The sequence below is a fragment of the Enterobacter sp. R-1.6.2 genome (assembly GCF_035064085.1).
In the GTDB taxonomy this organism is placed as follows: domain Bacteria; phylum Pseudomonadota; class Gammaproteobacteria; order Enterobacterales; family Enterobacteriaceae; genus Enterobacter; species Enterobacter asburiae_B.
Window position 1 is genome coordinate 191,703 of the sequence record NZ_JASEYI010000002.1, and the last position, 14,433, is coordinate 206,135.

The 14,433-nt window shown below is 57.1% G+C and carries 13 protein-coding genes; 4 read left to right on the forward strand and 9 right to left on the reverse strand.

The genetic code is table 11. The features are described from left to right. Positions 1–31: 31 nt before the first annotated feature. Positions 32–1,708, reverse strand: a complete 1,677-nt coding sequence (gene ybaL / locus QMN93_RS02700; protein WP_047061258.1) for a YbaL family putative K(+) efflux transporter — start codon at positions 1,706–1,708, stop codon at positions 32–34. A 229-nt stretch (positions 1,709–1,937) separates the two neighbouring features. Further along, positions 1,938–3,146 (reverse strand): MFS transporter, encoded by a 1,209-nt coding sequence (locus tag QMN93_RS02705; RefSeq protein WP_064673428.1) that lies wholly within the window; start codon positions 3,144–3,146, stop codon positions 1,938–1,940. Between the two features lie 169 nt (positions 3,147–3,315). Between QMN93_RS02705 and ushA the strand changes: the two genes are divergently transcribed. After that, the gene (ushA, locus tag QMN93_RS02710) at positions 3,316–4,968 is read left to right on the forward strand and encodes a bifunctional UDP-sugar hydrolase/5'-nucleotidase UshA (RefSeq protein WP_023310614.1); all 1,653 of its coding nucleotides are present in this window, start codon (positions 3,316–3,318) and stop codon (positions 4,966–4,968) included. Positions 4,969–5,089: 121 nt separating this feature from the next. Here the strand turns inward: ushA and ybaK are convergent, their stop codons facing one another. From ybaK to copA, 3 genes are all read right to left on the reverse strand, one after another. After that, a complete protein-coding gene (ybaK, locus tag QMN93_RS02715; RefSeq protein ID WP_023310615.1) occupies positions 5,090–5,569 on the reverse strand; it encodes a Cys-tRNA(Pro)/Cys-tRNA(Cys) deacylase YbaK in 480 nt (159 codons plus the stop codon). Between the two features lie 199 nt (positions 5,570–5,768). After that, positions 5,769–6,563, reverse strand: a complete 795-nt coding sequence (locus QMN93_RS02720; protein WP_033144804.1) for a TraB/GumN family protein — start codon at positions 6,561–6,563, stop codon at positions 5,769–5,771. A 50-nt stretch (positions 6,564–6,613) separates the two neighbouring features. Next, positions 6,614–9,112, reverse strand: coding sequence for a copper-exporting P-type ATPase CopA (gene copA / locus QMN93_RS02725; RefSeq protein WP_193138875.1), 2,499 nt, complete (start codon positions 9,110–9,112; stop codon positions 6,614–6,616). 108 nt (positions 9,113–9,220) lie between these two features. Between copA and cueR the strand changes: the two genes are divergently transcribed. Then, positions 9,221–9,631 (forward strand): Cu(I)-responsive transcriptional regulator, encoded by a 411-nt coding sequence (gene cueR / locus QMN93_RS02730; protein ID WP_032661458.1) that lies wholly within the window; start codon positions 9,221–9,223, stop codon positions 9,629–9,631. Here the strand turns inward: cueR and QMN93_RS02735 are convergent. Genes QMN93_RS02735 through QMN93_RS02745 form a run of 3 tightly spaced genes read right to left on the reverse strand, consistent with a single transcriptional unit; the run spans position 9,628 to position 11,887 of the window. After that, positions 9,628–10,080: an NfeD family protein gene (locus QMN93_RS02735; RefSeq protein ID WP_039263977.1), complete on the reverse strand. Its 453-nt coding sequence runs from the start codon at positions 10,078–10,080 to the stop codon at positions 9,628–9,630. The genes cueR and QMN93_RS02735 overlap by 4 nt on opposite strands. Beyond that, the gene (locus QMN93_RS02740) at positions 10,077–10,991 is read right to left on the reverse strand and encodes an SPFH domain-containing protein (RefSeq protein ID WP_023310620.1); all 915 of its coding nucleotides are present in this window, start codon (positions 10,989–10,991) and stop codon (positions 10,077–10,079) included. The genes QMN93_RS02735 and QMN93_RS02740 overlap by 4 nt, the downstream gene beginning before the upstream one ends. 44 nt (positions 10,992–11,035) lie before the next feature. Continuing rightward, entirely contained in the window at positions 11,036–11,887 is an 852-nt protein-coding gene (locus QMN93_RS02745) for a hypothetical protein (protein WP_033144808.1), read from the reverse strand. Positions 11,888–12,030: 143 nt separating this feature from the next. On the opposite strand from QMN93_RS02745, the gene fetA reads away from it, so the two are divergent. Then, a complete protein-coding gene (gene fetA / locus QMN93_RS02750; RefSeq protein WP_033144809.1) occupies positions 12,031–12,702 on the forward strand; it encodes an iron ABC transporter ATP-binding protein FetA in 672 nt (223 codons plus the stop codon). Further along, the gene (fetB, locus tag QMN93_RS02755) at positions 12,695–13,477 is read left to right on the forward strand and encodes an iron export ABC transporter permease subunit FetB (RefSeq protein WP_064673424.1); all 783 of its coding nucleotides are present in this window, start codon (positions 12,695–12,697) and stop codon (positions 13,475–13,477) included. Before fetA ends, fetB begins: the two co-directional genes overlap by 8 nt. Before the next feature lie 49 nt (positions 13,478–13,526). On the opposite strand, the gene QMN93_RS02760 is transcribed toward fetB, so the two are convergent. Further along, positions 13,527–14,381: a co-chaperone YbbN gene (locus tag QMN93_RS02760; protein WP_182383124.1), complete on the reverse strand. Its 855-nt coding sequence runs from the start codon at positions 14,379–14,381 to the stop codon at positions 13,527–13,529. Positions 14,382–14,433: the final 52 nt, after the last annotated feature.

The window sequence follows — 14,433 nt, forward strand, 5'->3', positions numbered from 1 at the left end:
GCCGGGGTGAGGGGACCAGACCGCACCAAACTTACCCCGTCACCCCTTCTTCAACCGGCGGTTTCTCCAGCAGCGTCAGCATCGTATTCGCAATCTCGCGCTCGCCCATCACCACCTTATTCGCACCGCGTTCGGTAATGTACTCCACCTCGTCGTCATAATGCGCCCGGGCGATAATCTCAATCGTTGGGCACTTCTCGCGCGCGGAGGCCACAATCTCGCCCGCTTCATAGCCGTTAGGTATGGTCAGCAGCAGCCAGCGCGCGCAGTCCAGATGCGCCAGATTCATGATCTCTTCGTTTGCCGCATTGCCCAGCACCGCACGAATCCCGCGCTCGCGCAGCTCGTCGACGCGGGTGCGTGAGGTCTCAATCACCACCAGCGGAATGCCCTGCGCCATCAGCTTCTCACCGAGCAGGCTGCCCACGCGGCCAAAGCCGACCAGCAGGGCGTGGTTGCAAATATCCACTGGGATCTGCTTCTCTTCTTCGATGGCCTCTTCCAGCGTCTGTTCTTCCAGCGTTTCGGTTTTATCGAGGTATTTTTCCAGCAGGGCAAACAGCACCGGGTTCAGCATAATCGACAGGATCGCCCCCGCCAGCACCAGGTTTTGCCCCGCCTGCGGCAGCAGGTTCAGGGCCATGCCCAGACCGGCCAGAATAAAGGCGAACTCACCGATCTGCGCCAGGCTGGCGGCGATGGTCAACGCCGTGCGTGGGGAGTGGCCGAACATCCGCACCAGGAAGAAGGCGGCAAGCGACTTACCAAAGATGATGATTGCCAGCGTGCCCAGCACTGCCAGCGGCTGGTGAATCAGGACCATCGGGTCAAACAGCATCCCGACGGAGACGAAGAACAGCACGGCGAAGGCATCGCGCAGCGGCAGAGTGTCGTGCGCCGCGCGGTGGCTCAGTTCGGATTCGTTCAGCACCATCCCGGCGAAGAACGCGCCCAGGGCAAAGGAGACATCAAACAGCTCTACGGCACCAAAAGCGATACCCAGCGCCAGCGCCAGCACGGAGAGGGTGAACAGCTCGCGGGAGCCGGTTGCCGCGCTGCGGGACATGATCCACGGCACCAGACGGCGTCCCACCAGCATCATGATGGCGATAAACGCCACCACCTTACCGATGGTGATACTCATATCCAGCGCCAGCGAGGCAAAGCCGACGTTGTCTTTTTCCATCATCCCGGCGACGGCTGGCAGCAGCACCAGCGTCAGGACCATCACCAGGTCTTCCACAATCAGCCAGCCTATCGCGATTTGCCCGCGCTGGCTGTCTATCAGCTGTCTCTCTTCAAGCGCGCGCAGCAGCACCACGGTACTGGCGGTTGAGAGACACAGCCCAAATACGATACCGGTCATTAACGACCAGCCCAGCACCGCCGAAAGCGCCATCCCCAGCAGCGTCGCCACCCCAATCTGGGCGATCGCTCCCGGTATGGCGATCGACTTTACCGCCATCAAATCCTTCAGGGAGAAGTGCAGGCCGACGCCAAACATCAGCAGAATCACGCCCAATTCCGCCAGCTCAGGGGCCAGCTTGGTATCCGCCACGAAGCCTGGCGTAAACGGTCCCGCCAGTACACCCGCTAACAGATAGCCGACAAGAGGAGAAATACGCAGCTTATTGGCAATCATGCCGAGGATAAAAGCGAGCACAAGTCCACCAACAATGGTGGTGATAAGCGGTGTGGCGTGGTGCATTCCGTCTCCTTTCGTTGTGGGTGTTCCTTTTTGGCGAAAACCAAAAAACCGAGTAATAGTTTATGACAATTTTTACCCTTATGTTTATGAATTATTGTTGAAGTTTGAATAAAACAGCAATATGCACGTAAAAAAGCGCGTTTTGATAAATTCAGCGAGGGTAAGAAGAAGAAACCCTTATGGCATCAGGGTATCAGGTAGCCAAAGTAAAACTTTGGCTACCCGTAATTTACGCTTTATGACGGTTATCAGGCAGGAATATGGTCAACATCCCAAGAAGTGGCAGGAAAGCGCAGATTTTATAGACCAGGAAGATGCTGGTGTGATCCGCCACCATCCCCAACACCGCCGCGCCAAGCCCGCCCATGCCGAAGGCGAAACCGAAAAAGAGCCCGGAAACCATACCGATACGGCCAGGCAGCAGCTCCTGGGCATAGACCAGAATGGCGGAAAACGCGGATGCGAGAATAAAACCAATGATCACGGTTAAAATCCCCGTCCATTCAAGGCTCGCGTACGGCAAAATAAGGGTAAACGGCGCCACGCCGAGGATAGAGCCCCAAATGACGTATTTACGCCCAATCTTATCCCCCACGGGCCCGCCAATGACCGTACCGGCCGCAACGGCGAACAGGAAGGCAAACAGGTGGATCTGCGCATTCTGTACCGATAATCCGAATTTTTGCATCAGATAAAAGGTGTAATAGCTGCTGATGCTCGCCATATAGAAGTATTTCGAAAAAATCAGTACCAGCAGCACGGAAACCGCCAGGATAACCTTATTGCGCGGAAGGGGATTGATAACCTTCGCTTTAGGTTTACCTTTATTCACGCGATGCTGAGCGGCATACCAGCGGCTGATCTGCGCCAGCACGATGATCGCCAGCAGCGCGGCCAGCACAAACCAGGCCACGTTGCCTTTACCGTAAGGGGCAATAATCACCGCGGCCAGCAGCGGGCCGAGAGAGCTACCAAAGTTACCGCCCACCTGGAAGAGCGACTGCGCCAGACCGTGACGGCCCCCTGAAGCCATACGCGCCACGCGCGAGGACTCCGGATGGAAGACGGACGATCCGGTGCCCACCAGCGCGGCGGCAACCAACACCGCTTCAAAACTCCCCGCCATGGCCAGCAGCACCAGCCCGCTTAAGGTAAAGCACATGCCGATCGGCAGCGACCACGGCATCGGGTATTTATCCGTCCAGTAGCCCACCACCGGCTGCAGCAGTGAGGAAGCCAGCTGGAAGGTCAGGGTGATCATCCCGATCTGCACGAACGTTAACGAAAACTCGGACTGCAGCAGCGGATAAATGGCCAGAATCAACGACTGGATCATGTCGTTGAGCAGGTGCGAGAGACTGATTGCGCCTAAGACTTTAAAGGAGGTGCGCGACGCCGGCGCGCCCGGAACGGGCTGGGTTGATTCACTGATTGCCATAGAGAGAAGTACCACGTTTTTCGTTATTAGAGATGCAGGGTGTAATTATTATCCGACTAACATACCCGTCCGGGACATTTGAAGAAAGTCGCAATTCTGAAAACTTATTTGTCTATTCTTGTTAGTCACTGTAATTTTTGCCTTTGTCTATTGGTCAGGGAGAGAGAAGATGAAGTTAATGAAGCGGGGCGTCGCGCTGGCGCTCATCGCCGCATGGGGCCTGGTAAGCCTGCCCGCGCAGGCGTATGAAAAAGACAAAACCTATAAAATCACCATTCTGCATACCAACGATCACCACGGTCATTTCTGGCGCAGCGAATACGGCGAATATGGCCTGTCGGCGCAAAAAACGCTGGTGGACGGCATTCGTAAAGAGGTGGCTGCCCAGGGCGGCAGCGTGCTGCTGCTGTCGGGTGGCGATATCAATACCGGCGTGCCGGAATCCGATTTACAGGACGCGGAACCTGATTTTCGCGGCATGAACCTGATTGGCTACGACGCGATGGCCGTGGGTAACCACGAGTTCGATAATCCGCTGACCGTGCTGCGTCAGCAGGAAAAATGGGCCAAATTTCCCTTCCTCTCCGCCAATATTTACCAGAAAAGCACCGGCGAACGCCTGTTTAAGCCGTGGGCGCTGTTTAAGCGCCAGGATCTGAAAATTGCGGTCATCGGCTTAACCACTGACGACACGGCGAAAATTGGCAACCCCGAGTTCTTTACCGATATCGAATTCCGCAAACCGGCAGACGAAGCGAAGCTGGTGATTCAGGAGCTGCAGCAAAACGAGAAGCCGGACGTGATTATCGCCACCACGCACATGGGGCACTACGACAACGGCGAGCACGGCTCTAACGCGCCCGGCGACGTGGAAATGGCGCGCAGCCTGCCTGCGGGCTCGCTGGCAATGATTGTGGGCGGTCACTCACAGGATCCGGTGTGTATGGCCTCGGAGAACAAAAAGCAGGTGGACTACGTGCCGGGCACGCCGTGCGCGCCGGACCGTCAGAACGGTATCTGGATTGTTCAGGCGCACGAGTGGGGCAAATACGTCGGCCGGGCGGATTTCGAGTTCCGTAACGGCGAGATGAAGCTGGTCCATTATCAGCTCATCCCGGTCAACCTGAAGAAGAAAGTCACCTACCCGGACGGGAAAAGTGAGCGCGTACTTTACACGCCGGAGATCGCAGAAAATCAGCAGATGCTCTCCCTGCTGACGCCTTTCCAGAACAAAGGCAAGGCGCAGCTGGACGTGAAAATCGGCACGCTGAACGGTCGTCTGGAGGGGGACCGCAGTAAAGTTCGCTTCGTGCAGACCAACATGGGCCACCTGGTGCTGGCGGCGCAAATGGCGCGCACCGGCGCTGACTTCGGCGTGATGAGCGGCGGCGGTATTCGTGATTCCATCGAGGGCGGAAACATTACCTATAAGGACGTCCTGAAGGTGCAGCCTTTCGGCAACGTGGTGGTCTATGCGGACATGAGCGGTAAAGAGGTGATTGACTACCTGACCGCCGTGGCGCAGATGAAGCCGGATTCCGGGGCCTATCCGCAGTTTGCCAACGTCAGCTTTGTGGCGAAAGACGGCAAGCTTAACGACCTGAAGATCAAAGGCGAACCGGTTGATCCGGCTAAAACGTACCGTCTGGCGACCTTAAGTTTCAACGCCACCGGCGGCGACGGCTATCCGCATATCGATAATAAACCGGGATACGTGAATACCGGCTTTATCGATGCGGAAGTGCTGAAGCAGTTCATCGAGCAGAATTCACCGATTGATGTGAATGCGTATGAACCGAAAGGTGAGGTGAGCTGGCAGTAGTGGTGTGCGGCCTGATGCCCTCACCCCAACCCTCTCCCACCGGGAGAGGGCGCGAACACAAAAAACGGTAACGCCTGTTACCGTTTTGCTTTTACCTCGCAGCCGCCACCGGGCAATTTTCTCAATCCCGGCGCGCAATATCCGCAAACTTCGCGTCCAGCATTTTCGCCAGATCGCCCGCCGCCAGCTCGATATCCAGCCCGCGTTTGCCGCCGGATATAAAGATGGTTTCAAACTCCTGCGAAGGGGCATCAATCAGCGTCGGCAGGCGTTTTTTCTGCCCGAGCGGACTGATCCCGCCCACCAGATAGCCCGTGGTGCGTTGCGCCACCATCGGATCCGCCATATCCACCTTCTTCGCCCCCAGCGCTTTGGCGACTTTCTTCAGATCCAGCTGTCCCGCCACCGGAGTCACCGCGACGGCGAGGTGTTTCATATCGCCATTCACCGCAACCAGCAGCGTTTTATAAACCTGGTCCGCGTTCAGCCCCAGCTTGCGCACCACTTCATCACCAAAGTTAGTTTCATTCGGATCGTGATCGTAAGTGTGGATCCGGAAAGAAATGTTGTTTTTTTCGAGTAATTTAACGGCGGGAGTCATAGCTATCCTTCTTACGACAGACAAATCATGCCATCAGCATACGCCTGACGTTTGTCTAAAAAATAGCACCATCTTGCGCAATAGTATTGGCAGTGATGGTCACTTTGAGCGACAATCGGCTCAACCGAAGGTCTCCTTCGGCATAATAAAAACGATGAAATTCCTCTTTGACGGGCCAATAGAAATATTGGCCATTTTTTTATTTCAACAGTGACGGCAAATTCCCTTCTCCGTACAAATGTAACGCCCCAACCGCCACCACGTAATGCCCCGCGGGCAAAGCATGCAGCGTCTGCCGCCAGGCTTTGTTGCGCGCATTCATCAGCACATCATACAGCGATTCGCTGAACGTCGACGGTAACGCCAGCTTACCGTCCTCAGGCGGCGCGTCCAGCCACCAGCCAATCATGGTCTGCAGCAGGCGCGCGTTGGTGTGCCAGTGGGTCAACGTATCATCCAGCAGCATCAGGCCGTCGTCGGGAAGCTGGCGCAGAAGCGCAATCTGGCTGTCCGTCCCTTCCAGCTCGATGACGGGCAGGCTGCGGGCCCTTGCCGCGTTCAGCAGCTGGTAATCAATGCCGTAGTCACCGCGCAGTCCCAGACGCTGCGCCTGCGTAGCCTGCAGCACCATCGCAATTTGCCAGAGCGGCAGGGTGTCAATCATGGAGAGCGACACGCCGGTTTCATCCGCGACGCGCGTCAGTTCCGCAAGCCGGGGATCATCCAGACGTTCCGCCAGAGTGAGAGCGCTTTCCAGCCCGACAAACGGCGACTCCTGACCCGAAATGTCCGCCTCAACGACCAGCGCGTCGGCGCGTTTCAGCAGTTTAATCAGCCCGGGTGGCAGGGGAGACATATCCTGCGTACCCATATGAATACTGCCGACCAGATGCAGGTGCTGCCCGCCGGGGAGAGAGATATCCAGACCGGGCCAGGCATAACGGCGAGGAAAGAGGGCGCGAAACGATGCTTTTATACGATTAAACAGACCCATACGCGCTCCATGAATGGAAAGGTTCATGCTAGCGCGTACGGGTACAAGGTTCAATCCTTCGGTTTAAAGCGCAGCAGGCGGTTGGCGTTGCTCACAACGGTAATGGAGGAGAGCGCCATCGCCGCACCCGCGACCACCGGGTTAAGCAGCGTACCGGTCAGCGGCCACAGAATACCGGCCGCGATTGGGATACCGAGGGTGTTATAGACGAACGCTCCCAGTAAGTTCTGCTTCATGTTGCGCAGCGTGGCTTTTGAAATGGCCAGCGCGTCGGCAACGCCCATCAGGCTATGGCGCATCAGCGTAATCGCAGCGGTTTCGATGGCGACATCGCTCCCGCCGCCCATGGCAATCCCGACGTCCGCCTGGGCCAGCGCCGGGGCATCGTTGATGCCGTCGCCAACCATCGCCACCTGACGGCCCTGACTTTGCAGTTTCTTGATGGCGTCCGCTTTACCGTCCGGCAGTACGCCTGCAATGACCTCATCAATTCCGGCTTCTTTCGCGATGGCGTTGGCCGTTGTCGGATTGTCCCCGGTCAGCATCACCAGACGATAGCCCGCACGGTGCAGACGCTGCAGGGCGTCCACGCTGTCCTGGCGAAGCGGATCGCGCACGGCCAGCAGCGCGGCGGCTTTGCCATCCACCGCCAGCAGAACCGGCGTGGCGCCCTGAGACGCCTGCGCCTTCAGCTCGCTTTCCAGCGCGGCGGTATCAATACCGTTTTCATTAAGCAATGCCTGGTTGCCCAGCAGCAGCGCGTGGCCTTCTGCTTCACCGCTGACGCCGAGCCCGCGCAGGGTGCGGAAATTGCTGACCTGCGGCAGGGCAGAAGCATTCGCTTTATCGAGAATGGCGCGCGCCAGCGGATGGCTTGAGCCTTGCTCCAGCGCTGCGGCGAGGCGCAGCGCCTCCTCTTGCGCAATGCCTGCGGTAGTGACGGCCACCACCTGCGGTTTGCCTTCGGTCAGCGTGCCGGTTTTATCAAACACCAGCGTGTCGAGGGTGCTGGCCCGCTGCAGCGCGTCCGCATCACGCACCAGCACGCCAAATTCGGCCGCGCGGCCTACGCCGGAGATAATCGACATCGGCGTCGCCAGGCCAAGGGCGCAAGGACAGGCGATGATCAGCACCGTGGTGGCGATCACCAGGGTGTAAACAATCTGCGGTGCCGGGCCGAAGAAATACCAGATCGCCGCGCTCAGCAGGGCAATGCCGACCACTACTGGAACAAAAACGGTGGAGATCCTGTCAGCAAGCTGGCCAATTTCCGGCTTGCTGCTCTGCGCCTGGCGCACCATGCGGATAATACGCGACAGCGTCGTGTGGCTGCCGACGGCGCTGGCGGTAAACAGCACGCTGCCGTCCTGCACAACCGTACCGGCATGAACGGCGTCGCCATCTGATTTCTGCTGGGGAATGGGCTCGCCGGTCAGCATCGCTTCATCCAGCCAGGCTTCGCCCTGGGTTATCTTGCCGTCAACGGGAACGCGATCGCCCGTCGTCAGGCGCAGCGTCATGCCGGGCTGAACTTCCGCCAGCGGGACGCTTTTCTCCCCCTCGTCCGTGACCACGCGGGCCGTCGGCGGGGTTAAATCAAGCAATCTTTCCAGCGCTTTCGAGGAGCGCTGGCGGGCGCGGGCTTCCAGCATGTGGCCCAGGTTAATCAGGCCGATAATCATCGCGCTGGCTTCGTAATAGAGATGACGCGCCTCCATCGGGAACCACTGGGGCCAGACGTTCACGCTCATCGAATAGAGCCACGCCGCGCCGGTACCGAGCGCCACCAGCGTATCCATCGTCGCGGTGCGGTTTTTCAGGCTCTTCCAGGCGCTGGTATAGAAATGCCCGCCTGCAAACACCATCACCGCAAGGGTAATCAGACCAATCACCAGCCACAGCGTGCGGTTGTCAGCGGTGACCATCATGTTGTCACCCATCATGCCCCACACCATCACCGGAATACCCACCAGCAGGGCGACAATCGCCTGCCAGCGGAAGCGCTTCATGGTGGCGATAGCCGTTTCCTGCTGACGCTCGCGGCGCTCGGCATCATCTTCGATGGCCTCCGCCCCGTAGCCCGCTTTCTCAACGGCCTGCACTAAATCTGCGGCGGAGGCGCTGCCCATCACCAGCGCAGTGCGCTCCGCGAGGTTTACCCGTGCCTGCGCGACGCCCGGTACGGCCTGCAAGGCGTTTTGTACCCGGGAGACGCAGCTGGCGCAGCTCATGCCGTTGATCAGCAGCTGTTGGCTGTCGTCAATATCATCAGCTGCCGGAAGCTCAGGAGTGGCCGCTGTCAGTGCTTCCGACGGGGATGATGACTCTGCCAGCGGTTTAGCCTTTGGGTGGCTTAACTCCGCCCCGTAACCGGCCTGCTTGATGGTATCGATCAGCGCATCCGCGCTGGCGCTGCCGGTGACGGCGGCATGATCGATAGTCACGTCAGCGCTTTCAACGTCAGGGCGCTGTTCCAGGCTTTCTTTAACGCGTTTGACGCAGTGGCCGCAGGAGAGGCCGTCCAGCGTCAGGTCGATAGTGTGAGACATAGTAAAACTCCCGTATAATGATCTGGTCAGTTGTTGACCGATACAGTGCTTTTCACTGACTGCTATAAAGGTTAAACCTTCCATCAAGGGGAAGGTCAAGGGGGAAATGTGAATATCAGTGACGTGGCAAAAAAAACTGGCTTAACCAGCAAGGCAATCCGCTTTTATGAAGAGAAGGGGCTGGTAACTCCACCGCTGCGCAGTGAAAACGGCTACCGCAGCTATACGAAACTGCATATTGATGAGCTGACGCTACTGCGCCAGGCAAGACAGGTGGGGTTTAATCTGGAAGAGTGCGGCGAGCTGGTGAACCTCTTTAACGATCCGAAGCGTCACAGCGCCGACGTGAAAAAACGCACGCTGGAAAAAGTGGCCGAGATCGAACGCCACATCATCGAGCTGCAGGCGATGCGCGAACAGCTGCTGCAGCTCGCGGAATCCTGTCCGGGGGATGACAGCGCCGACTGCCCGATTATCGACAATCTTGCCGGCTGCTGTCATCGTAAGGCTTCTGCTTAGCAGGCTTTCACCCGCAGGGTAATGCCTTCCACCGCGATGACCTCAACCCGCGTGCCGGCGCTGAGGTCGTCGTCGGCGACTACCGGCCACGAGCTGTCGCCCACGCGCATGTGCCCGCGTCCGTTTACCAGCGCGGTGTCGAGCGTAAAACGCTTGCCGACAATCTGCTGTCCGCGCTGGTTGAGGTGCGCGTCCAGCGGCTTTTGCTCGGTAACCCGCCGGTTTAGCCAGCGCCACCACAGCCACGCGGCCACCAGCGTGAGCACGGCAAATAGCGCACCCTGCCACGCCCAGTCCAGGGGAAGGATCCAGACCAGAAGGCCCGTAATGACGGCGGCAACACCGCTCCAGAGCAGGTAGCCGTTGCCGCCCAGCATCTCCGCCGCCAGCAATAAGCCGCCGAGGCTTAGCCAGAAGGCATGAGGATGTGCAGCGATCAGCTCAATCATTTTTTACGCTCGTTTCCGCTGTCTTTAATCAGTTCGGCAATACCGGCGATAGAGCCCATCAGGCTGCTGGCCTCCAGCGGCATCATCACCACTTTGCTGTTGTTCGCGGAGCCAATCTGTTTTAGCGCGTCGGTATATTTTTGCGCGACAAAGTAGTTCACGGCCTGGATATCACCGGCGGCAATCGCCTCGGACACCATCTGGGTGGCGCGGGCTTCCGCTTCTGCCGAACGTTCACGTGCTTCCGCCTGTAAGAATGCGGACTGACGATCGCCTTCCGCTTTCAGGATCTGCGACTGTTTTTCCCCTTCCGCTTTGAGGATCTCCGCCTGACGCACCCCTTCGGCTTCCAGAATGTAGGCACGCTTGGTTCGCTCGGCCTTCATCTGGGCGTTCATGGAGGCGATCAGCTCAGCCGGCGGACGCACGTCGCGGATCTCAATACGGGTGACTTTGATCCCCCACGGGTTCGTTGCCTCATCGACAATGTGCAGCAGGCGGGTGTTGATGCTGTCGCGCTGGGAAAGCATTTCGTCCAGCTCCATCGAGCCGAGCACGGTACGGATGTTGGTCATCGTCAGGTTGACGATCGCCAGCTCCAGGTTGCTGACCTCATAGGCCGCTTTCGGCGCATCAATCACCTGAATAAAGCAGACGGCGTCGATGGTGACGTTGGCGTTATCCTTGGAGATGATCTCCTGAGAAGGAATGTCCAGTACCTGCTCCATCATGTTGATCTTGCGACCAATCCGATCCATGAACGGAACAATCAGGCTTAAGCCTGGCTGGAGGGTATTGGTGTAGCGACCGAAACGCTCGACGGTCCACTGATAGCCCTGAGGGACAATTTTGACGCCTGCGCCCACAATAACCAGCGCAACGAAAATAAGGACAGGAACAACGATAAGCATAAAAACCTCCTGTTTTGCATGCTGTGATGAGTGAATGTGTGTGTTTATTGCTCGTAAGTATAGGTAAAGTCAGAGATGAATCCATCACCCGCTTCGGCAATGGCTTTGGATAATCCCTGGTAGTACTTCTCCAGCCCCAGCGCTTCGATACGCTGGATCTGTTCGCGAATGGGGGCGCAGAACAGAACGGCATTCCCCGCTTCAACGCGCTTGTTATTAGGGGGAAGGTCGCCCGCGATGGCCTTGAACCACGTTCTGATACCCTGCTTTAAATTATGCGGCGCTTTAGTCAGGTTATCCATGCCCGTCAGAACCTGCAGGGTGGGAAACTCATCGGCCAGCACGGCGGTTTTCATGCGCGCAAAGAACTGGCTGAACAATTCAAACGATCCCAGATCGGTGACGCGCGGTTTGGTCGTTTTGCCATTTTTATTGCCGATTTTCCCTGCGGCTGACGCTGGGGCCGGAACCGCATTCACCTTTTCCAGCTCCAGCCCGAATAACAAATTACAGTGCGCACGGCGCTCTTTCAGCGGATAGGACATCAGCACGTCAATGAATTGGGTGGCCTTTACATCCGCAAGATCGTGGTTGATAAGCCACTGGGTACGAGAAAATTCAGCCGGAGAGACGAACCAGTCGGGTACCTCATTGAAACGTTTGGATTTTCCCTTGCCGTCAAATTCCAGGAAGTGTGTCCCGTTGTCGAAGGCGAAATAGCAATTTTTGAAACTGCCGATCGTGGTGTTCACGATGAGCGCCTTCTTAACAAAATCCACCACCTCTGCGCCAATGACAAAACGCGTGAGTTCCGACGATTTGATGACTTCCATTAATGTTTCGACATCAGGAACACCAGGCTTCAGGGAAGGAAACTCATAAAAGATATGTGCCATGCTGCTTACTTCCTGTAGTGATGGTGGAGACAAATAACAAACAAAAAGTTTAACACTTGCTTTAGCGTGAGGCTATTCGCTCTGTGCGCACGAAAGGATTATGCTACAGGCGGTTATTACACGAAGCGGTTAACGGAAGCGTAATGAACGATAAAAAAGAACTATTACATCTCAGGGATATCGGATTTCGTGTTGGAGAAAATATTATTCTTCAGCACGTCGGGTTTAGCCTGTCGCCGGGCGAGTTTAAATTAATCACGGGACCTTCGGGCTGCGGTAAAAGCACGCTGCTGAAAATTGTGGCCTCACTCCTCAGCCCGACGGAGGGCACCATTCTGTTTGAAGGACAGGATATCTCAACCCTGTCCCCGGAAAACTATCGCCAGCAGGTCTCCTACTGCGTGCAAACCCCCGCGCTGTTTGGCGATACGGTTTATGACAACCTGATTTTCCCGTGGCAAATCCGCAATAAAACGCCGGAGCCGGAAAAGTTTATCAGCGATCTGGCCCGCTTTGGCCTGGCGCAGGAGACGTTAACCAAATCCATCACCGCGCTGTCGGGCGGAGAAAAGCAGCGCGTCTCGCTGATCCGCAACCTGCAGTTTTTACCGAAGGTGCTTTTGCTGGACGAAATTACCAGCGCGCTCGATGACGTCAACAAGCGCAACGTTAACGAGATTATTCATCGCTACGTCCGGGAGCAGAATATTGCCGTGCTGTGGGTGACGCACGACGCTAATGAAATAACCCATGCGGATGACGTGATTACGCTTCAGCCGCACGGCGGGAAAATGCAGGAGGCTAACCGTGGGTGAGCATAACATTACCAATGAATCACTGGCGTTTTCGATGGTGCTGGTGCTGATTGCAATTGTGGTTAGCTACCGGGAAAAGCTGGGGCTGGAAAAAGATATTTTGTGGAGTATCTGCCGCGCGGTGGTTCAGCTCATCATCGTCGGCTATGTGCTGAAGTATATATTTAACGTCAACCACGCTGTGCTGACGCTGCTGATGGTGCTCTTTATCTGTTTCAACGCGGCGTGGAATGCGAAAAAGCGCAGTAAATACATTGATAAGGCGTTTATCTCGTCGTTTATCGCTATTACCACCGGGACGGCGCTCACGCTGGCGGTGCTGGTGCTCTCCGGCTCGATTGCCTTTACGCCGATGCAGGTTATCCCTATCTCCGGGATGATTGCGGGGAACGCCATGGTGGCCGTTGGGCTGTGTTATAACAATCTCGGCCAGCGCTTCAGCAGTGAACAGCAGCAGCTGCAGGAGAAATTAAGCCTGGGAGCGACGCCTAAAGTGGCCTCGGCGCGGCTGATCCGTGAGAGCATTCGCTCATCGCTGATCCCAACGGTCGATTCAGCCAAAACGGTGGGGCTGGTGAGCCTGCCGGGCATGATGTCGGGGCTGATTTTTGCCGGTATCGATCCGGTCAAAGCGATTAAGTATCAGATCATGGTGACGTTTATGCTGCTCTCCACGGCAAGCCTGTCAACCATCATTGCCTGTTACCTGACCTATCGGAAGTTCTACAACGCGCGCCACCAGCTGGTGGTAACGCAATTAAAGAAAACGGGTTAAGCCTGTTTTCCAGGCCCGGTAAGCGTTAGCGCCACCGGGCATTTTTTTGTTAGTAGAGCAACGCGTACAGCTGACGACGATACTTCGACGCCAGCGCGTCTCCGGTGCCCAGCGCGGCCAGAATTTCCTGGAACATCTTGCGCGCCTGACCGTCTGCGGCTGCCAGGTCTTTTTGCAGGTGGCTGAACAGCAGCTCCAGCGCCTCTTCGTTACGCCCCACCTGGTGCAGCTGCAGCGCCAGCTGGCTTGCCAGCGCGGCGTCGGCCGGGTTGTCGGCAACCTGCTGCTGCAGCTGCTGAATTTCCGGGGTGTCCGCGGCCTGTTTTAGCAGCTCAATCTGCGCGATCAGACCCTGATAGCGGGTGTCCTGATCCTGCAGCGGAACCGTCTTGAGTACGGCTTCCGCGTCTTCTGAACGGTGCAGGGCGATCTGCGTTTCCGCCAGCAGCAGGCCAATCTGGCTGTTCTGATTCGACAGCTGCCACGCCTCTTTGAGCAGCGGCAGCGCCTCGTCGTATTTACCTTCCTGCATCAGCGCCATGCCTTCCTGCGCCTTCAGCTCTTCTTCACGCGGCAGCACTTTATCCAGCAGGGCGCGGATAGCCTCTTCCGGCTGCGGCCCCTGGAAACCGTCAACGGGCTGGCCGTTCTGGAACAGATAGACGGTTGGGATGGCGCGCAGACCAAACTGAGACGCCACCATCGGCTCGGCGTCGCAGTCCAGCTTAGCGAGAATGAACTGACCGTTGTACTGCGCGGCAAGGCTTTCCAGCACCGGCGTCAGCAGCAGGCAGTGTTGGCTGCGTTCAGACCAGAAGTAGAACAGGACCGGTTTGGTCATCGACTGTTCAAGGGTCTGTTGCAGGTTAGCTTCTGTAATATTGACGATATTCTGTACGGACATGCGGCTTTCTCTTTTGTCGGTTTGTTCTTTACATGGGGATGAGCGTCGTCGC